This is a genomic window from Methanofervidicoccus sp. A16 (assembly GCF_003351865.1).
In the GTDB taxonomy this organism is placed as follows: Archaea; AGJL01; Methanococci; order Methanococcales; family Methanococcaceae; genus Methanofervidicoccus.
The window spans coordinates 541,804-561,471 of the sequence record NZ_CP022242.1 but is presented as its reverse complement, the minus strand read 5'-3'; the positions used below and the strand labels follow the sequence as shown (position 1 = coordinate 561,471).

Here is a 19,668-nt window from a genome sequence, read left to right as displayed (position 1 = left end):
TGAGGTAGGGACATATTATTTATAAGTAGTTAGATTAATTATTGTATTTATTAGTATCTATCAAGGTGATTCTATGTTTGCAAGGGAGATTGAGTTAAAGGGACATATAATAGACAATCTTATTTTACCAAGGGTATTTGATACCATACTGGAACTTGGAGGGGACTACAAGGTACTGGAGTTTGACATAGGTAAGAGAAAAACTGATATTTCCTATGCAAGAATACTTGTAATAGGGAAGGATCAGGCCCATTTAGATAAGATATTGGAGGAATTACAGAATATTGGGGCGGAGATTCCAGAGGTCGAGGATGTTGAGGTAAAGAGGGCTGAGAGGGATATGGTACTACCAGATGGGTTTTACTCCACAACTAACCATCCAACCTATATAAAGTACAAGGGCCAGTGGATAGAGGTTGAAAAACCTAAGATGGATGGAGTTATCGTTGTCTATCCAGAGAAGATGAGAGCAGAGACTAAGGTTATAAGGGAGGTTAAGAAGGGAGATTTGGTAGTTGTAGGTCATAAAGGTATAAGGGTGATGCCACCGGAGAGACCTAGGGAGAAGGGACAGTTATTTGAATTTATGAAGTCAGAGGTCTCTGCGGAGAAACCAAAGGAGGCTATTATAAAGAAGATAGCAAGGGAGATGTACAAGATAAGGGAGGAGTACAGAAAAACTGGAAAGGGAGGTATAGTGGTGGTGGCAGGTCCTGCAGTAATACACACTGGAGGAGGCCCTGCACTTGCAAAGTTGATAAGGATGGGATACGTTCAGGCACTCTTTGCTGGTAATGCCCTTGCAACCCACGATATAGAGAGTGTTCTATATGGCACCTCCTTAGGTGTAAATATCTCAACGGGAAAACCAGTATTAGGAGGACATAAACATCACCTATACGCTATAAACACCATTATGAAGGCTGGTAGTATTAGAGAGGCTGTAGAGCAAGGTGTAATAAAAAAGGGTATAATGTACGAGTGTATAAAGAACAACGTTCCTTACGTATTAGCTGGAAGCATAAGGGACGACGGTCCTCTCCCTGATGTTATAACCGACGTTGTAGAGGCCCAGGATAGGATGAGGGAGTTACTGTTAGATAAGAAGATGGTTCTGATGATGTCTACACTACTTCACTCCATAGCAACTGGGAATTTGATGCCATCCTATATAAAAACCATCTGTGTAGATATCAACTCAGATGCTGTAACGAAACTGATGGATAGAGGTACTTCCCAGGCCATAGGTGTTGTTACAGATGTTGGGGTGTTTATCAACTGTTTAGTTGAGGAGTTGGAGAGGCTGGAGAAGGAGAAAGGTAGGGATGATTAAATTTTACTTTTATAAATTATCCATCTATGATAAAAGGTAAAACAGTGAATTTTGGGAGATTTGATAGGTATAGGAAGATTTTTATCTGTAATCAGTGTAGGTATTTTATCGGGAATTTTTGCTACTATATTGTATTTTATAAGTGTAAATAGGTATTTAATTGTACCATTATCTGTAGGTCTTGACTTAGGAGTATTCTTCTGGTTTAATAGGAAAATATTTTTTTCAAAGGAGGTGAAATAAGATTTTTTATTATTATAATTTTTATTATAATTATTATTTTTTAAATAATTCTTTAATACAATAAAAACGTGATACTATGGACAGAATGGAGGATTCTAAAACCCTGATAAAGAAGGCTATCTCTACTATTCACACTTTAAATACTAAGGAAAAAAATATTCCAGAAGTAGAAACCTCTATATCCTACAGAGATGCAAAACCAGGTAAGATAAATGTAGAGGAATTCAAAAATGCAATATACGCCCTTATTGAGGCTGATGACTACCTCTATAGGAAGGCACCTCACCATAAACTAAATGATAAAGAGGCTAAGGAATTCTGTAAGTTGATATTCAAGTGTAAAAGACACTTAAATAAGGTGTTAGAGGGTTTTGGTTTCAAATTCCAGGGAGGGATTAAGTTAAAAAAAGATGTGCTGTATATAGTTAGTAGTAAAAAACTACTGAGAAGTTTAAAAAGTAAAATGCCAGAGATAAACGTAGTATCTACAGATGGAGTTCTACATCCAGAGGATATGAAGGTAATAAGACCTGATATAAGTGAAAAGGCCCTTAAAGGTATCTCTAAAAAGTGTGAGATTGTAAAAAGAGAGATAAGTAAGTTAATAGATAAACTGAAACCCTCTGAAATAATAGTTATAGTAGATGAGAATAATAAGGGAGATCAGTTGGTATATTTAAGGGCTAAAGAGTTATACGGTGCCAAGAAGATAAGTGTAGAAGATCTCGATCTATAGGGATAGTATGCTCTACGTAGTGGGAATAGGCCCAGGTGGAGAAAAATACTTTACAAGGGAATCTGAGGAGGTATTAAAGAGTGTAGATCTTATAGTGTGCTACAGTGGATATAGGAAGTATATAGAGAGGTTCAGGAAGGAGGTATATACAACTGGAATGAAAAAGGAGATAGAGCGTGTAAGGTATGCATTGAAGGAGGCAGAGAAGAGGGATGTTGCACTGGTATCCAGTGGAGACGCCACTATATACGGTATGGCCTCCTTAGTTTATGAGTTGGCAGAAAAGGATAACTGCAAGGTACCTATAAAGGTAGTAAGTGGTGTCACCGCCGCCAGTATATCCTCTGCTATCTTAGGTGCCCCTCTAAACCATGACTTTGTAGTTGTCAGTCTAAGTGATCTACTTACACCTCTGGAAGTTATCCTTAGGAGAGTAAGGTGTGCCTTAGAGGGAGATTTTGTTTTAGTGTTGTACAACCCTCTAAGTAGATCCAGGAGGGAACCTTTCTTAAGGACTGTAGAGATTATAAGGGAGTACGGGGAGAAAAGAGGAGTAGATTATATAGTAGGTATCGTTAAAAATGGTGGAAGGGAGGGAGAGGAGTACAGAATTACCACTATAGGAGATATATGTAGCAACTTAGATAAGTATATGAAATTTATAGATATGAACACCACTGTGATAGTAGGGAATAGTAATACAAAGGTGATCTGTAATAAGATGGTTACACCTAGAGGGTATTTAGATAAGTATAAGGTGTAATTGTCTTTAAAAGTCGAGTAAATTTTATTATTTCCTTTTTCATTTATTTAATTCTCTAGTATATACTGAGTACTGAAGAAACGGACGAGATTCCTATTTTGTCCCTTTCTAGACTTTATTCTTTCTATTTTTTATTAATTAAATATTATAAGTTTTAAAATTGTATGTATAACTATTTATTTAAAAAATAAAAAAGTTTTCTAGAGATTTTTAATTCTAATACAATATATCTCCTGTTAAGGATAAAATAATACTTAGAACCCTGTTTCCCCTGAATTCTCCTGGTCTACAAATAATATTTTAAATAGTTTTGTGTTGTAATCCTTTGCCAACCTATAGGAGTCGTAAATACTATATATCCATATTAAAGGAGTGGTAAGAAGACCTATAAGTAATAAACAGAGGAATACAGAAACTGTAAAAACAATAGATATTATTATACCTCTTATAATACATCCAATGTAGATATGTCCAAGTCCAGGTAGGAGAAAACTAAGAAGGACTGTGATCCCAATATTTTTCTTTTTCATCTCGTAGTAAATAATTTTATAGCCTTTATCTACATCCTTTACCAGTTCTTTAATTATATTTAATTCTGCCTCCCAACTACTCCCTACATCCTTTATAAACTTCTCTACTTTATTTAGATCTGTTCCATCCATAGTATCACCTTTTTAATATTAATATTTCAATCCTCTCTCTTAGAGGTAAGCACCCTATATCCTCCCTTTACAGTAACAGCCCTAACGTTGCCAAATATCTCCTCCATATACTTTGCAAGGGATTTTGCTCCATGCTTCCTTTGGACTACTAACCATATACTACCATCTTTCTCCAGCAGTTCTTTACCTTCCCTAACTATTCTATGAACAACTTCCTTTCCCGCCTTTATTGGAGGATTTGATACGATCTTGGTAAATCTTCTATCCTTCACCTTCTCGTATAGATCACTATGAAGTACCTCGATGTTTCTATCCTCTAAGTTGTTTAGTTTTATATTTTCTCTTGCAAGTTTCACAGCCCTCCTGTTTATATCTGTCATGACTACACTATCTACCTCATCACATACACTTATGCCTATAACCCCATATCCGCAACCAACATCCAATAACTTATCCCCTTTATCCAACTCTAGAGCCTCTACAAGTACCTTAGTGCCCTTATCTACTTTTTTAGGGGAGAATACACCACTGTCTGTTTTAAATATAAACCTCTTACCCCTTAAGATAGCCTCAATTAACCTCTCCCTATGGGCAGATGTTGGTTTTTCAGAGAAGTAATGCATAGTATCACTTTTACATCAACCTCTGAATTATCAACTTAATAAGTATCTTGATACCTGTGATCACATTTGTACCCCTTGACATGGAGTACTCTGTATATATTGTCTTTATAGGTACCTCTTTAAATTTCAACCCTTCCCTTCTCGCTATTATTATAAACTCCGAGGAAACCTCGTATCTATTACTCTTTAAGTTAGAGAGTATTACCTCTGCAGCCCTCTTGGAGAACGCCCTTAAACCACTTTGACTGTCTGTAACGAGATAACCTCCAAGGAGGTAGGTTATAACATTTAATAATATATTCCCCACCCTCTTTACTACAGGCATGTTTTTTAACTCCTCTCTATCCATTAACCTACTACCTACTACCATATCGTAACCTTCGTATAGGATAGGTTTCACAACCTTCTCTATATCCTTGGGATCATGTTGTCCATCTGCATCGAAGGTTACTATCACCTTTGGATTGTACTCCAGGGCACACTTTATACCTGTACCTAAGGCTCCCCCTAAACCTCTGTTGATAATATGCCTACAGAGGATAACTCCCTCCTCCCTTGCTATATTGGATGTTTTGTCCTTACTACCGTCATCAACTACTATAATATTGTGATAGCCCTCACTCTTTAACTTTCTTAGGGTATCTTTAATTACCTTCTCTTCATTGTATGCAGGTACAACAATGTAAATATCTTCCTTATCCATAGTAATCCCGCTCTATCTTTTACGCCACAATTATATGCCTTGCCAAACCTCGCCCTATGGCTATCTTACAGTTCCCAACTCTTACTATAATTGGTCCCTTATCATTTGAGATTACCATTATTTTAGAGCCTGGCACTATTCCCAACTGGTAGAACTTGCTACAGGGCTTAGTTATTTTTACAACGGTGTAGATACCTGGACCTTTATCTGCAAGACTATCCATATTATCACCTAACAATGAGATTTTTATAATAATTATTAAAATATTTTATCCCTGTTAAAAATAATAATGATAATAAAAATTAAAAATTCTAATATAAAAATCATAATATTGAAGAGAAACCCCAAATTCTCACCGACTATAGACTGAATAAATAACCTTAGTTCTATTAAAAATTAGAAAAAACTCACTGTTTAGAATATTAATTATTATTTTTTTAATTACTATCTTATAAAACCTACAACTCTTCACATACACAGAACTCACATAGAGAGTACTCATTTCTCTGTTTATTCTTCACTGGACAGTAGTACTTGTCTCCTCTTTTTACTATGCACTTCCCTCCAGGAAACCTCGTTCCTACAGGATGTAGTGGTTTTTTCTCTATGAATATTAAATAAGGTACTACGATCTTAGAGAGTTTAATAAATGAATCCTCCCCTTTAACTCCCCTTTTAAAACCCTCTATCCTCTCAAGGAGATCCCTTAATTTTCCCTCATCTATTGGATAATCCTCAATATCATCATCCCCCTTCCTCTTTATCTCCTTCAATGTATTCATAAAGTACATGATCTGATTTTTCAGGTACTGTTCTTTATAGTTCTCTGGTAAATACTTCATATCCTCCTCTAAGAACACCCTTACATTCATAAGATCCTGGATACTAAATTCCTTTGCCATCTCCTTCAGTCTCTTAAACAACTCCCTACTCCTCATAATTCCACTACAGTATATTCTCAATTACAAAACTTATCAGGGCAACCAATAATCCTACCACAGCCATTTTAACCCCTGAAAATATAAGGTTTTCCTTGGACATCTTTCCTATAAAGACACCTAAGGCAAAGAGTATAATTGTAGTTATTGCAACTGCAAGGAAGAGGGCAATCTCCTTTGGAAAGATGAAAAATGGAGTTATAGGTATTATAGAGCCAAAAGTTGTAGATAGCCCATCCCATATACCACTTATAGTTGTTCTGTTCAATGCATCTCTGTAGGCTTGGGAGGATTTTAAATAACCTTCCTCTCTTAAAAGTACTCTCTCCTGGGACATCCTTACACTCTCCACTATAGCCCTCTCTGCAGTTAACGCCCCTAAGATGTTGGAGATACCATTTGCCACTCCTCCACCTATGCCTGCTGTAATTATAAGGGAGACGTCACCTCCACTGGCTCCTATTATAACTCCAAGGGAAGATAGAGATCCGTCGATGATCCCTCTTATTACATACCTTATATCGAAGTTTGCAGTGAGACACTTGCTAATATCCTTCAGATTCACCTGCTATCCCCCTTATACTCTTCTCTAACTAACTCTAAGATCCTAAAGGACATCTCGTAATTTTTAAAGTAGTCGTCTAATATATTCTTCAGGGAACCTATAGAGTCAGTCTCTACGTAAAGTTCTAATATATTATCCTTTTCCTGGTAAGACGTCTCTATTATAAGCCCCTCATTAACATCATCTACCTTTAAACTCCTATATACTACCTCATCTCCAGGTATCCTCATCCTGTACTTAACCCTCACAGTAGCACCTCTGAGTATCTCCTTACCTCCTCTATAACTTTATCTGTAACCTCTTTAGTTTTTAAATTTCCCCCTAAATCTGGTGTTGTATATCCCTTTTCAACTACAGATTTAACTGCCATTCTCAAGATCTTACTCTCCTTCTTCATCCCAAGGTAGTAGAGCATCATGGCACCACTTAGTATTGAGGCTAAGGGGTTTGCTATACCCTTCCCTGCTATATCTGGTGCAGAGCCATGGACAGGTTCAAATAGTCCGTATTTATCTCCGATGTTTGCAGAGGGTGCTAAACCAAGGCCTCCTATCAACCCTGATGCCTCATCGGAGAGTATATCACCAAATAGATTGGTAGTAACTATGACGTCAAAGATCTTAGGATCCTTTACCATATACATGGCTGTAGCATCCACCAGATAGTCGTTAGTTTCTATGTTGTATTTTTTGTAGTCCTCACTTACCTGATAAAATATCTTTAAAAATAGCCCATCTGTTATCCTTAAGACGTTAGCCTTGTGAACACAAGTTACCTTTTTCCTATGATGTTTCAGTGCATACTCAAATGCAAATTTCACTATTCTATAACATCCCTTCTTAGATATTACCCTCTCTGCAACTGCCTCTTCGGTGTATGGGTTGTAATACTCCCTACCTACGTAAAGTCCCTCTGTATTCTCCCTAATTATTATAAAGTCAATATCTCTGAAGTTGGATATAGGCCGAATATTTGCATAGAGATCCAACTCTCTCCTCAAGGTAAGAATAGGACTCCTGTATATCTTGCCCTCTAACTCATGAGGTTTTGGAGTGGTTACCGCCCCGAAGAGTATGGCGTCACACTCCTTTGCTGTCTCTATTGTCCTCTCAGGTATGGCATCACCGTACCTCTTAAAACACTCGTACCCTGCATACTCCTTTATAAATTGGAAATCTCCAAGGTTCTCAAGTACCCTGACAGTCTCAGGTATTACCTCTTTACCTATTCCATCCCCTTCTATGACACATATCTTGTACCTTTTCATCTACTCACCAAGTAAGAATCTCCTATAACATTATCCTAATCTTTTAAAATCCATTTTGAGATTACTATTTATATTTTCTTATAAAAATTAAAATAATTATTTTATTTTTATTATCAAGATTTTTAAAGATATGAATTATTCTAAATTATGATTGAAAGTTTAATGAAGACATAACTTACAACTATTTATTATTTGATAATATTTATCCAACAAATTAAAAAAGGGTAAGATCTATGAAGATCCTGGAAACTTCGGAAAAGGATACACTCAAAGTTATACCTGAGAATTTAGACGATCTCTGGCATCTATACAATATTATAGAGAAAGATAACATAGTGTGGGCACTGACAGAGAGAAGGGTGGAAGATAAGGGAGATAAGTTAAGGGCCGATAGAGGTGCTAAGAGAAAGGTATTCTTGGGATTAAAAGTGGAAAAAGTCCTCTTCCATGAGGATACAAATAGGTTGAGAGTAAGTGGTAGGATAGTACATGGACCTGACGATATACCCCTTGGAGCCTACCATACCATAGATATAGAGCCTTTAACAGAGGTTAGTATTCAGAAGGAGTGGAAGAGATGGGATTTAGAGAGGTTAAAAAGTGCTGAGGAATCTACAAAAAAGCCAAAGATAGTAGTTGTTATTATGGATGACAGTGAGTGCAACGTATATCTTATAAGGGAGTATGGAGTAAAGGAGTTGGCACATATAAAATCCAATATATCTAAGAAGTTAGATCCAAAGCGGTTGGAACAGGAGAGACATAACTACTACAAGGAGATTGTAGAGGTTCTGAAGCCTTACGAGGGGAAAATTCTTGTAGCAGGTCCTGGATTTGGTAAGAATAACTTCCAGAAGTATCTTGCCGAAAAACATAAGGATATCTATAAGAGGACAGTATTCGAGTCTATAAACCATACTGGAAGACTAGGACTTAACGAGGTCTTAAAATCTGGAATGGTAGATAGGATATACGGCCAGGCAAGATTGAGTGAAGAAACTCAACTAGTGGAGAAACTTTTAGAGGAGATTTCAAAAGGAAATTTAGGTGTTTACGGTTTAGAGGAGGTTAAAAAGGCTATAGACTACTCTGCAGTAGATATATTACTTATATCTGATGAGTTTCTAAGGAAAAATAGAGATTTAGTTGAGAAACTTATAAACTCCGTTGAATCCATCGGAGGCAAATCTGTAATTATATCTACAGAGCATGATGCAGGAAAACAGTTGAGGGCGTTAGGTGGTATTGGGGCGATACTGAGGTTTCCTATTGAGTAATATTAAAAAAAAATAAAATATTAATTAAGGCCTCTCTATCTTTACTGCTTTTCCATTCCTCCACTCCACAAAGATAGGCTCATCTGGGAGATCCTCCAAGGTTTTGAAGTACTCCACTGCCGCCTTTGTACCCCATCTGTCGGAACCTGCCAAGAGAACAACTGTGTGGCCATCGATCTTTATTACCTCTATCACTCCCTTATACCTTCCTGGATACTCGTTAGTTACCCTCACTGGGAAGTAATTCAGGTACTTTTTCACCACTGGATTCGCTACAGGACCTCCTATGAGGATACAGTCTTCTTTTATCTCGAAGGGTGTATCTATTAGATCTATGTCAGTTTTTAGATATTTTGCAGAGAGGTTGATGTCTATCTCTGAACCTACGGCAACTCTTGTCCTGTATACGAAGTCCCTTATCTTTTCTGATTTAATATCCTTTGCTACTACCTTGGTGATAGGTGATGGACCTGCTCCTCCTCCAGTGGGGATATAGGTGGGGGTTTTCTTTGGTGGTAATTCTGCTGAAAGAGTGACTTTTACTTTAGGATCTTTTATTAGAGTTATTTCTAACACTCCTTCAGTGGGTATTCTGTACCATCCTATGTACCATCCTATTTTGTTGTGTGTGTTATTACCCTTCCATTCATTCAGTTCTACTGTGGTAGTTCCATTGGATACTGTGACGTTCTCCACTGTTAGATTACCTATTGGTACTCTAACTGTTATGAATCCTTTCTTGGAGGTATTAACTGCGTTGAAGGAGATGGTAGATATTATCTTGTTTCCAACCTTTTCAGATTCTTCTACCGTTTCATTAGCTATAGTGAAGTTCACAGCTATTACTGGTGTAATGTTTTCTGCAATCTTTTCAACTATTTCTTTTACATCGGATTCGTTTCTGATTTCTACGTTTTTAATCTTATCTGCTACATTAAGGGTTTTGTTTAGATTTTCAATAATCTTAGTAATATTTTTTATTTTTAAAGTTACATTAACAACTTTTGGAATGATTACTGTATCTCCAATACTTTCTAAGGGTATCTCTACCACTTCTAAATTACTTATATTATAGGTTGATACATTATTAATATCGATGATATCTGTTATATTTTCCTCATCCAACACTACAATTTCTTTTAGAATTTTCAATTTTGTAGTATTTATGTTGTAGTACAATTTAATAAATCTAACGTCTCCTGCCTTGTATTTTATAGTATCTGAGGCGTTAAGTAAGATAGTACCATTTAGGTAGAACTTAACCTCTTTATCTTTCTTTCCCGGTGCATATACTAACAATTTCCCATCTAAATATGTAGGACCTCCAAAGGCATTATTAACTAGAGGTATAGTAGCGTAGGTTTCATTGTCTATTTTTGCCTCAATAGAACCATTTAAAGGGGTTGGAGAGATAACTTTTCCATAGTACTGGGCAGGTAGTTCTGGCACATTGAAACTTTCAGCGAAACTACTGTGTGATAAAAGGAATCCTAAGATAAAAATTACAGAGTATATTTTTACCCCACATTTCATAAAATCACCGTAGTAATTGTTTAAAAAGTTATTAAAAAAATAAGGGATAGTAGAAGTAGAAGGATTTAATATAGATTCCTTCCAGCTAACATATCATCCTCTTTACAGTACATCCAATAGACTTCGTATGGGTAAAGTAGCACATTGAAGAGGTTGTCATTTTTAGTATAGAGGTTTCCATCGAGATCAAGTATCATTATCCATGAGTCCTCTACAGGTAGTACGAAGTCTATCACTCTTACTCCATTGATATCATTCTTTCCTGGATTTACTCCAACGAGGTTCCAGCCTTTGTATACATCTCTCACAGGTGGTGCTGTAGGTTTCTCTGGGGTGATGTATTGTATGTACATGTAGGTGTCGTTGTGGCAGTAGATGTAGTATCCGTAGAGTGGTTCTAAGTTGGTTTTGTTATGCCAGGTGTTGTTGTAGTAGGTTATTATGGATGTTACAGTCTCTGGATCACTGAAGGATATGTTTGCCCTGTGAGGTATTGAGATAGCGTTCCAGCCTTTATTGAGGGTGATGATTCTACCGTTACCAGTTGTTGAGAATATTATATCTTCTTTACTTCTCGGAAGTATTTCATAGTATTGTTTATAGAGATGTGCTATTCCCACTACACCTATTTTATCTCCCACCTTCACAATACTTGAAGGATTGAAACCTGCCATCTTACAGTATAGTACTGTTGTATTTGTTCCATCACTTACAACTATCTTTCTATCGTCCACTGATTCTACAGTTAGGCCCTTTACTATAACCAAGTTTCCTAGGTTCTCTGGGATCTCGTTGATAGTAATTTCCTTTGGATCAGGTATTGGTGCACTTCCATTTATTATTAGATCTTCCTCCCTTCCTACAACGATCTCTATCATGTTGTTGTATGTTGTCAACTGTCCCCTTACAGTTACTACATCTCCTAAGTTAATAGGACCGTGGTTTATTTCTCCTAACCATAACTCAATACCTCTGGTATCATCTTGAATAGCCACTAAATCTCCAAATACTGCAGTTACAACTCCCTTTACTTCAACGTATTTATTTTTTAAGGCACTGAAGTTTTTGTAGGCAGTTTCAATATTTGGGAGAACTATCAATCTTACGGATATATTTTCGAACCCATATACTATCACATCGGAACCACTTATTAACTTCAGTTCCTTAGTACCTTTAAACTGAGTTATTTGTCCCCTTAGTATCACTTTCTGCCCTTTTGTGAAGTTATCATGTTTACAGTCCCCTGCCCATATTATTATATCCCCTGAATCATCTACAATTTGAAGTAGGTTCCCATTACGTGTAACCATTGATATAGTTCCATTTATTGTTGTAAATAATCCATAGTAGTCATTAAAGTTAGTATCATTAATTATCTCTGCGATCTTCATTATGGTATTATTTGAGAATTTGTAGTGGAATGTTCTGTTAAAGGTACTACCATCCTTTGCTGTGACGATTATTGTTATATTGTGTTTTCTGTCGTCTAACATATCAGGAGTTATGATTACATCGCCCTTGGCGTTGTACCACCATGTTTTTGTAACGTTGATCAGAGTAAAGTTTAGAGGATGTAATGTTCCTTCATTGTCTATCTTATAGGTTATATTAACTATGGTTTTGTTTTCGTAATATACATTCAATTCAATTGGAGTTGTACCATTTAATACAACGTCCCTTGGGGAGAGTAAATTGATCTGCTGTGTATATCCAATACCTTTGTAGAATCTGTAGATAGTACCATTTTCTATATAGTATATGGTATACCCTATTGGATTACCATCAGGAGTTTTACCAGTTTGCCACCAATCTCCACAAACTGCCCCTCCCTGATGCTCAGGAACTCCGTTTATAGTCATTATTCTATTGTCATGAGTATGTCCAGCAATGAGTAATATATGGCCGTTGTATTGGGAAACTATATCCAAAAACTCATTATAGTATTCATCTTCCCAGGAACCTAATGGTTGGTGATAACTTATGATGATAAACTTATCACTGTTCTTTTCTAAATCACTTCTTAACCATTCTAACTGCTCTCTAGGTAATCTAACCGCTCTGTATCCACTTTCTTCTGTTTCCACAGGATCTATGACTACAAAGTGGTAATTTCCATAGTCATAGGAGTAGTATGTTTTACCTTTATCACTTAATAGATACTTTAGAAGTAATCCGTCGCCGTATCTAGGATCAGATTTATCTACATTATCCAATGTAATTCCTGCTGGATCATGGTTTCCAGGTGCAAATAGGAATGGAATACCTGCTGTCTTATTTATAGGCGTATATATTGTAGCATTTACCAACTTATACCATCTTTCATCAGTATCTAGATCGTACCTATCTGCCAGTGCTACTATATCTCCAGTCTGTACAACTACCTCAGGTTGGAATCTTATTACCTCTTCAACTGCCTCTTCTGTTGTAGTTACAGGAGGTACTGTACCTCCAAATACTTCATTAACTTCATCGTCATCACAGATGTGAATATCTGCGAGATGTATAAAGAAAATACTTCCGTAGTTTTGGGAGATATTGGTTTTTGGTATTTTAATCCTTATCTTTGAAATTGTGGATTTATCCCCCTCTATTTCAAAGTCATTGTCATTTAATAGGTATAAGGTATTTCCATCCCTTGCAATTCCCTCTATTTTTTTAGGCAATATTATTTTAGATTCTCCATTGTCAAATACCAATATTTTCTGGAGAGGAGTTATGTTGTAGTCCTTTAACTCTTCTACCTTCAATTCATCTAAACATGGTTGGGTATCTTCATCGTCCCATTTTGTATTGTATATGTTCGTTCCATTTAATTTTACATAGTACAATTTTGTAGTTGCAGATACTCTTTCCAATACAATGAGTTCATCGTCGCCTACACAGACCATTTCACTTAATTTTACCTTCTTTTGTTTGTCGGTATTATCCAGTTTGAAGGTTTCAGGAGTATCTAAAGTATATACATACTCTCCTACAACCTTTTCATTATTTAAATCGTATTTAAACAGCCTAATGATCCTTGATTTTTTATAGTTTTTATTATTAGGGTTGTCTATTGGGCTCTGAAGTGCGAAGTATAGATACTTTTCATCAGGAGATAGAGCAAGTGCCTCAATACCTCTATTTAAGTGTCTCTTAGCAATAATAGATGGCAATCCTCCAACTACATCATAGGTTGCATTGACATAGTACTTTTCTAGCCCTTCAGGAACTATTCTTTTAATTATTCTTCCATCAGGAGCAACTAATAGTATACTTGGACTGTATTCTTCACCTATCCAGAAACTTCCATTTGATAGTACTACTATTGCTTCAGAATCAATTCCATTTGGATCGTGATCCAATAGATTAAAGTTACTGTCGTATGCCAACTCTGTCGAAGGAATTGGATTTGTCAATCCTGTAATTTTATTTCCATATTTATCTTTTAAGGTAATATTTCCGATTATCTCATAGTTTGAGGCATTTATTAAGAATATCGTTGGAGTGTAGTCTGGAATTGGGAATATCTTTCCATCTTCACTTAAATTATACTCCTCCTCTGCATCCACTCCTAATATCTTCTCTGTATCATCAACATCGATGTTTGGTCCCCTATCTGTAATGGCGTAGATTATTCCATCCTTATAGAATGCACCGCTTCCAATACCGTAACTGAATCTCAATGTTTTATTGTTTTTGAAGGTTACCTTTCCTAAGGATATGTCTATTACTGCCTCTGTTTTAGGATATATTGTAATATCCTCATCACTTCTTGGATTTACCTGTATATTGTCATAGCATCCTACAACGGATATAAGATCTACGAAGTCTCCAGTATTTAATGGGTTGTTATCACTGTATTTGATATATCCTCCGATTTCTCCAGTTGCATCTGCAACTTTGAATTTTTTACCATCTACATGTGTAGCCTCAACTTTATACAATTTTATTAAAGTTCCCATTAAACTTTCATTGTTTATATCCTTAATTTGAACAACCTTTGGATCTGGTAATTTGTTATTGTGGCTTAGTATGACTACTTTGGTAGATACTATCTCCCTTAATCCTTTATATTTATCCAATGTCCCTACAACGTTTATTTCATCTCCAACCTCCACATCTGAGAATACACCACCACTATTATATAACCAGATACCTGCCGTATCGTCTTGGATTACTATTAACTTATCGCTAAATTTTGCCGTGACAATACCTGTGACATTAACTTCATCTTTAGATTTCAGTAGAGAATCAAAGTGTTCATGGACGTATGCGATATTTACCTCATCCCCATAGCATACTGCTAGAGATAAGATACCCAATAGCAAAATTAGTAATATATTCCTATTCATACCTTCACCTACCTTATTTTAATTCATTAGATATCTAACTGTGGATCTATGTCCACAGAAAATTATGGTGCTCACATCTAGTATATAAAATTAACTATTATGAATAATTATTCATAGATTATGAACAGAATATTAGACAGAAGCATTAATATCTTAAAATCTAATATTGAAGACCCAAACTTAAGAAGTTTAACAAGTTCAGGATATAGAAGAAAAATTTATTGTAAAAAAATAAAGATTCATAAGGATCCAAATATAAAAAATAATTTAATTTTATTTTATAACTAAAATAACAACCATGAAGGAATTAGAAGATTGAGATAAAAATAATATATTATTATAATTTAACCTTATTTCCATTAAAAAAATTCTGATAAGAACAATAATTATAAAGATAATAATAAAAAGTATAAGTAAGGTATTAATAAGAGATAAATGATCCCTTCCTGGGATACTATAAGATGCTATAGAAGTGGAACAGATCCTTCCTCACAGGTTGCTATTATTAATTTTATTACTTTTTTATTATATATTTTTATTATTCAAATTATTACTTTGATGGGAATAGGGTTATAATTTAATAGAAATAGATAATATATGAAATAAAAATAAGTGTAAGAAATAGTACAGATAAGTAATTCTATCAATATTTCTAGACATACACTAGACACTAGGTAGTGGGATGATACTCTAAATAATTTTTATTTATCTCTTATTATTTTTAGTTATTTTTTATTTATTAATTTTTGTTTTTAATTGGTTTAAAATGTTATGTCCTTGATTATATACTCTGAAAAATAATCTCTTTTTTCTGTTTCTAATATTTTCCATTTCTATTTACATCCCTTCACTAAATCAACAACCTCCCTAAGACCCCAAATACGGCAGAATGAACATACCTCTCCACCTGAGGGCATATCACAGACCTTACACTCTTTAATCTCTCCCCTTTCAACCTCTCCCTCAAAGAGACACCTCTTCTTTAGAAATCCCCTCACAAACTTTATCTTTGTTCCAGGTCTCATTTCTTCCAACTGATTAATAACCTCCTTATATTTCAGTGTAATGGCCCCCTTTGAATAGGGACATTTATCAGTTACATACTCTATCCCAACTGCTGAGGCATATGCAACAATTTCCCTCTCTGTGATCTCATAGAGTGGTTTAACTCTCTTTACAAATTTACCTTCACCGGGAAGGATAGGACCCTGTTTAGCAAGATATTGAGTACTCCAGTTAAGTATATTGCCAAAAATAAAAGATGCCTCATCATCTAAGTTATGCCCTGTAACCACAACATCAAAGTTGTTATCATAGGCAAACTTGTTGGATATATACCTCTTTGTAGTTCCACAGTAGGAACATGTAGGACGGGAAGTTCTAAGTTCGCCAACTCCAGCCCCTAAAAGTTCCCTAATTCTAACTACATGAAGAGGAGCGTCTATCACTTCACATTGTTTTTTAGCATACTCCTCACATCTGTCAGAGTATTTTCCAATTCCAAGGTTGATATAGAGACACTGGATAGGATAGTTTAACTTTTTAAGTACGTAGGAGAGAACTGCAGAGTCTTTTCCACCACTTAAAGCAACTAATATTCTTTCATCCTCCTTTAAAAGTTTGTATCTATCGATAGTCCTTCTAACCTTTCTTTCAAAGTATTCTATAAAATGCTCCCTACAGAGATACATCTTTGGATGGTGAAGTTTAATATATACCTCCCCTTTACAGAATTTGCACTTCATCATTCCCACCTTTTATGTATTACTGTAGTTCCACATTCCTATTCTATGTTCCTTAGCATACTTTTCATACTCCAAGTATCTCTCTAACAGTTCAAATTGAGAATAGTATACCCTAGCATAACCATTTATTATCAAATCCTCCCCAAGATCTCTACCATCTACAAATATGTAAGCCAAATATCTGTTATACCTATCCCTTTTTGGAGACATCCTATCAAATACTACAATAACTTCTTTACCCTTTAACTTATTCTCCACATACTCCTTTGCCCTGTAGCCCCAGAGTTTTAAGTGTGTGGTGTTAGTTATAGGAGTTCCATCGTAGGTATAGTACTCATAGGGATTGTTTCTATGATTTATTTCCGGAGTATCTATCCCTAGAATTCTTATTTTATATAAACTTCCATTTTCACATCTAACCCATACAGTATCTCCATCTACAACTTTAACAACCTCTCCTACAAAGTGCTCATGACTCTCTATAAATTGATAGGGATCGTAATAATCGCCCTGAAAAGTGGTAGTGAGACATCCTGAAATCATTAGAATAATCAATAGAAGGGAGACGATCCTAATATTTCCACCTTCCATATTTTATTTATCTACAATAGCGTCTATTGGACAGTATTTAATACATAATTTACACTCTCTACATAGATCCCTACTTATAATAGCCCTTCCATAACTACTGATCGCTCCAAAGGGACAGAATGGAACACAGTTGCCACATCCAATACATCTATCTAACACCTTCATGGGATCACCGCTCTTTTATATTAAACTTTAATAATGATTATAATATAAAAAAGAAGTAAAATCTCCAGAATACCTTCCTGAAATACGACCTAAGAAGAACAAACTATCAGAGATTTCTATTTAACTCTTCAGTACTTAGGAGACAATAATAAGAGATTAACTTTTTTCTCCTTTTAAATAATCCTATGACCATGAGATTTTTCAATCTACTTATTAATTTAATTTTTTATATTAATTATAAAATTATTATTTTTTATTTCCTTCTTATCAAATTCTTCAATAGAATTTAAAAATCTAAATATATCTAACCTCTAGAGACATCATAAAAAATAAGGATTTAGAACGGGAAACTATGGACTTTGATAGATACGACGTTGTTATCGTTGGAGGAGGGCCGGTAGGTTGTATTACAGGAGAAAATATAAAACATCATAAGGTATTGATTGTTGAGGAACATAGTACTGTAGGAGTTCCTCTACAGTGTGGAGGGCTTGTTAGTAAGGAGGGTGTTAAGGAGTTGGGATATCCGAAAGGTGTGGTGAACAAAGTTAGGGGTGCCTATATATTTTCAAAGAATAGATGTATAAAAATTGAAGATAGAGATATCAGGGCCTATGTATTTGAAAGGAAGATTATGGATAAAGACATAGCAAAGAGGGCCTCTAAGAATGTTGATTTTCTACTTAAAGCCTATGGTAGACTAGTTATACCTTCCTATTGTCAGGAGGAGAATAGATTAAAAAAAGAGAAATTCCTCAATCTCAAGAACCTCCTTAAGGAGGAAAAGAGATACTCTCTATCTGTAAGTTTTATGGGGGATGACTACCATTTAAATCCCAAGGTTATAGTTGGTGCAGATGGGGTAAAATCAAGTATTGGAAGATCTGCAGGAATTCCTATGAGGAGGGAGGTACTTTCTGGGGCACAACTTGAGATGGTAAATGTAGATGTTGACAATGATCTTGTCTACGTATTTTTAGATAGAACCTACTCTAAGGATTTCTTCGCCTGGATAATTCCCATGGGAAAGGACAGGGTAAGGGTTGGTTTATGTGATACATCAGATGGGTATAGGAAACTTATTAACTTTATAGAGAATCATCCTGTAGTTTCCCAGATGTTGAAGGATGGTGTCCCTGTGGAGTTCTCTGTAGGTGCCCTTCCTATAGGATACGCAAAAGAAACAGTTAAAAACAACCTCCTCCTCGTTGGAGATGCTGCGGGACAGGTAAAGCCTTTAAGTGGAGGGGGATTGTACTACGGAGCAAAGTGTGGCAAGATCTGTGGGAGGATCATAGGGGAGTATCTCAATGGAGAATACGATATGGAGTATCTCAAGAGATACCACACACTCTGGAGAAGGGAGATAGGTAGAGAGATCGACTTTGGACTTAAATTCAGAGATCTCTTAAAGAGGATGGATGACAGTATGATAGATAAACTTTTAGAGTTTATCGAGAAGAGAGAACTTGTAGATTATATAGTAAGGGAGGGGGATATGGACAATCCCTCAAGGGTATTAGAGGGAATATTTAAAAAATTTTTTGGAGGTTTTATAAAGGATTTTATTAAATAATAAACAGAAGGTTTTTAAATTAACGACAATTATCTGGATCCTGAATAAAAAATAAGAAATTATTAAAAGAAATAATAATTATAAAAAGAAAAAGAATAATTAAAATCAAAAAAATAAAAAATTATTAAAATACCATAATAAAGAGCTAATACGGACAAAAAAGTAAAATAATAACCCTTATCCTCCTGGCTATAGTGAGTAGGGGGAGGCGGGGGGATTTTTGTTAATCCTTCATCTTAAGAGTTTTTTACTTTTTTATTTATTAATTTTTAACTATTTTTTATTAATGGTTATTATTATAATAAACCCTAATTCCCATCAAAAAAATTCTGATAAGAATAACAATAATTATAATAAAAATAATAAAAAGAAGGTATTAAAATCAAAATAAGAACCTTAGTTCCCACCAAGTAGTGATTAAAAGAACAATGAAAATAATCAATATAAAAATATTAGATATCCTTAGGATCTTTCCGAACCCTTAGGTAAGATAGGAGATCTTATTCTGATATCACTATTTAGTAAGATATACAGAGGACCATCCCCTCCAATCTTCTTTTAAAATTTTGTATCTAAGATTATAGAAGTTTTTATTTTAAAACCTCTTCTTATTT

The 19,668-nt window shown here is 35.2% G+C and carries 18 protein-coding genes; 5 read left to right on the top strand and 13 right to left on the bottom strand.

Annotated elements, in window-relative coordinates:
* Positions 1-73: 73 nt before the first annotated feature.
* From CFE53_RS02655 to cobJ, 3 genes are all read left to right on the top strand, one after another.
* Positions 74-1,333 carry a TIGR00300 family protein gene (locus tag CFE53_RS02655; protein WP_148120355.1) on the top strand — a complete coding sequence of 420 codons (1,260 nt, stop codon included), beginning with the start codon at positions 74-76 and terminating at the stop codon, positions 1,331-1,333.
* Between the two features lie 319 nt (positions 1,334-1,652).
* Entirely contained in the window at positions 1,653-2,312 is a 660-nt protein-coding gene (locus CFE53_RS02645; protein WP_148120353.1) for a DUF2100 domain-containing protein, read from the top strand.
* A 7-nt stretch (positions 2,313-2,319) separates the two neighbouring features.
* Entirely contained in the window at positions 2,320-3,075 is a 756-nt protein-coding gene (gene cobJ, locus CFE53_RS02640; protein WP_148120352.1) for a precorrin-3B C(17)-methyltransferase, read from the top strand.
* Between the two features lie 254 nt (positions 3,076-3,329).
* Here cobJ and CFE53_RS02635 read toward each other — a convergent pair whose 3' ends face one another.
* From CFE53_RS02635 to aksF, 8 genes are all read right to left on the bottom strand, one after another.
* A complete protein-coding gene (locus tag CFE53_RS02635; RefSeq protein ID WP_253254769.1) occupies positions 3,330-3,737 on the bottom strand; it encodes a DUF6677 family protein in 408 nt (135 codons plus the stop codon).
* A gap of 26 nt (positions 3,738-3,763) precedes the next feature.
* Positions 3,764-4,360 carry a class I SAM-dependent methyltransferase gene (locus tag CFE53_RS02630; protein WP_148120351.1) on the bottom strand — a complete coding sequence of 199 codons (597 nt, stop codon included), beginning with the start codon at positions 4,358-4,360 and terminating at the stop codon, positions 3,764-3,766.
* 10 nt (positions 4,361-4,370) lie between these two features.
* Positions 4,371-5,063 carry a glycosyltransferase family 2 protein gene (locus tag CFE53_RS02625; RefSeq protein ID WP_148120350.1) on the bottom strand — a complete coding sequence of 231 codons (693 nt, stop codon included), beginning with the start codon at positions 5,061-5,063 and terminating at the stop codon, positions 4,371-4,373.
* Between the two features lie 19 nt (positions 5,064-5,082).
* Positions 5,083-5,286 carry a FeoA family protein gene (locus CFE53_RS02620; protein ID WP_148120349.1) on the bottom strand — a complete coding sequence of 68 codons (204 nt, stop codon included), beginning with the start codon at positions 5,284-5,286 and terminating at the stop codon, positions 5,083-5,085.
* Between the two features lie 235 nt (positions 5,287-5,521).
* Positions 5,522-6,001 carry a DUF2115 domain-containing protein gene (locus tag CFE53_RS02615; RefSeq protein ID WP_148120348.1) on the bottom strand — a complete coding sequence of 160 codons (480 nt, stop codon included), beginning with the start codon at positions 5,999-6,001 and terminating at the stop codon, positions 5,522-5,524.
* 7 nt (positions 6,002-6,008) lie between these two features.
* Positions 6,009-6,566, bottom strand: coding sequence for a TIGR00267 family protein (locus CFE53_RS02610; protein WP_148120347.1), 558 nt, complete (start codon positions 6,564-6,566; stop codon positions 6,009-6,011).
* Positions 6,563-6,814 carry a KEOPS complex subunit Pcc1 gene (locus tag CFE53_RS02605; RefSeq protein WP_253254768.1) on the bottom strand — a complete coding sequence of 84 codons (252 nt, stop codon included), beginning with the start codon at positions 6,812-6,814 and terminating at the stop codon, positions 6,563-6,565. Before CFE53_RS02605 ends, CFE53_RS02610 begins: the two co-directional genes overlap by 4 nt.
* Positions 6,811-7,833: a homoisocitrate dehydrogenase gene (gene aksF / locus CFE53_RS02600; RefSeq protein ID WP_148120346.1), complete on the bottom strand. Its 1,023-nt coding sequence runs from the start codon at positions 7,831-7,833 to the stop codon at positions 6,811-6,813. Before aksF ends, CFE53_RS02605 begins: the two co-directional genes overlap by 4 nt.
* 233 nt (positions 7,834-8,066) lie before the next feature.
* Between aksF and CFE53_RS02595 the strand changes: the two genes are divergently transcribed.
* Entirely contained in the window at positions 8,067-9,110 is a 1,044-nt protein-coding gene (locus CFE53_RS02595; protein ID WP_148120345.1) for an mRNA surveillance protein pelota, read from the top strand.
* A 24-nt stretch (positions 9,111-9,134) separates the two neighbouring features.
* Here the strand turns inward: CFE53_RS02595 and CFE53_RS02590 are convergent, their stop codons facing one another.
* The 5 genes from CFE53_RS02590 to CFE53_RS02570 form a co-directional block, all read right to left on the bottom strand.
* Entirely contained in the window at positions 9,135-10,643 is a 1,509-nt protein-coding gene (locus tag CFE53_RS02590; protein ID WP_148120344.1) for an S-layer protein, read from the bottom strand.
* 65 nt (positions 10,644-10,708) lie between these two features.
* Complete coding sequence (locus CFE53_RS02585; protein ID WP_148120343.1) at positions 10,709-14,977, bottom strand: esterase-like activity of phytase family protein; 4,269 nt, start codon at positions 14,975-14,977, stop codon at positions 10,709-10,711.
* A gap of 833 nt (positions 14,978-15,810) precedes the next feature.
* Positions 15,811-16,722, bottom strand: a complete 912-nt coding sequence (locus tag CFE53_RS02580) for a TIGR00269 family protein (protein WP_148120342.1) — start codon at positions 16,720-16,722, stop codon at positions 15,811-15,813.
* Between the two features lie 12 nt (positions 16,723-16,734).
* A complete protein-coding gene (locus CFE53_RS02575; protein ID WP_148120341.1) occupies positions 16,735-17,313 on the bottom strand; it encodes a thermonuclease family protein in 579 nt (192 codons plus the stop codon).
* Positions 17,314-17,316: 3 nt separating this feature from the next.
* Positions 17,317-17,478 carry a 4Fe-4S binding protein gene (locus tag CFE53_RS02570; protein WP_148120340.1) on the bottom strand — a complete coding sequence of 54 codons (162 nt, stop codon included), beginning with the start codon at positions 17,476-17,478 and terminating at the stop codon, positions 17,317-17,319.
* A 352-nt stretch (positions 17,479-17,830) separates the two neighbouring features.
* Here CFE53_RS02570 and CFE53_RS02565 point away from each other — a divergent pair, with 352 nt between their 5' ends.
* Complete coding sequence (locus CFE53_RS02565; protein ID WP_148120339.1) at positions 17,831-19,054, top strand: NAD(P)/FAD-dependent oxidoreductase; 1,224 nt, start codon at positions 17,831-17,833, stop codon at positions 19,052-19,054.
* Positions 19,055-19,668 lie beyond the last annotated feature (614 nt).

Excerpts from the sequence above, each read along its gene's own strand:
- CFE53_RS02655 (WP_148120355.1), top strand. The coding sequence starts at position 74 with ATGTTTGCAAGGGAGATTGAGTTAAAGGGACATATAATAGACAATCTT.
- CFE53_RS02645 (WP_148120353.1), top strand. The coding sequence starts at position 1,653 with ATGGACAGAATGGAGGATTCTAAAACCCTGATAAAGAAGGCTATCTCT.
- cobJ (WP_148120352.1), top strand. The coding sequence starts at position 2,320 with ATGCTCTACGTAGTGGGAATAGGCCCAGGTGGAGAAAAATACTTTACA.
- CFE53_RS02635 (WP_253254769.1), bottom strand. The coding sequence starts at position 3,737 with ATGGATGGAACAGATCTAAATAAAGTAGAGAAGTTTATAAAGGATGTA.
- CFE53_RS02630 (WP_148120351.1), bottom strand. The coding sequence starts at position 4,360 with ATGCATTACTTCTCTGAAAAACCAACATCTGCCCATAGGGAGAGGTTA.
- CFE53_RS02625 (WP_148120350.1), bottom strand. The coding sequence starts at position 5,063 with ATGGATAAGGAAGATATTTACATTGTTGTACCTGCATACAATGAAGAG.
- CFE53_RS02620 (WP_148120349.1), bottom strand. The coding sequence starts at position 5,286 with ATGGATAGTCTTGCAGATAAAGGTCCAGGTATCTACACCGTTGTAAAA.
- CFE53_RS02615 (WP_148120348.1), bottom strand. The coding sequence starts at position 6,001 with ATGAGGAGTAGGGAGTTGTTTAAGAGACTGAAGGAGATGGCAAAGGAA.
- aksF (WP_148120346.1), bottom strand. The coding sequence starts at position 7,833 with ATGAAAAGGTACAAGATATGTGTCATAGAAGGGGATGGAATAGGTAAA.
- CFE53_RS02595 (WP_148120345.1), top strand. The coding sequence starts at position 8,067 with ATGAAGATCCTGGAAACTTCGGAAAAGGATACACTCAAAGTTATACCT.
- CFE53_RS02590 (WP_148120344.1), bottom strand. The coding sequence starts at position 10,643 with ATGAAATGTGGGGTAAAAATATACTCTGTAATTTTTATCTTAGGATTC.
- CFE53_RS02585 (WP_148120343.1), bottom strand. The coding sequence starts at position 14,977 with ATGAATAGGAATATATTACTAATTTTGCTATTGGGTATCTTATCTCTA.
- CFE53_RS02580 (WP_148120342.1), bottom strand. The coding sequence starts at position 16,722 with ATGAAGTGCAAATTCTGTAAAGGGGAGGTATATATTAAACTTCACCAT.
- CFE53_RS02575 (WP_148120341.1), bottom strand. The coding sequence starts at position 17,313 with ATGGAAGGTGGAAATATTAGGATCGTCTCCCTTCTATTGATTATTCTA.
- CFE53_RS02570 (WP_148120340.1), bottom strand. The coding sequence starts at position 17,478 with ATGAAGGTGTTAGATAGATGTATTGGATGTGGCAACTGTGTTCCATTC.
- CFE53_RS02565 (WP_148120339.1), top strand. The coding sequence starts at position 17,831 with ATGGACTTTGATAGATACGACGTTGTTATCGTTGGAGGAGGGCCGGTA.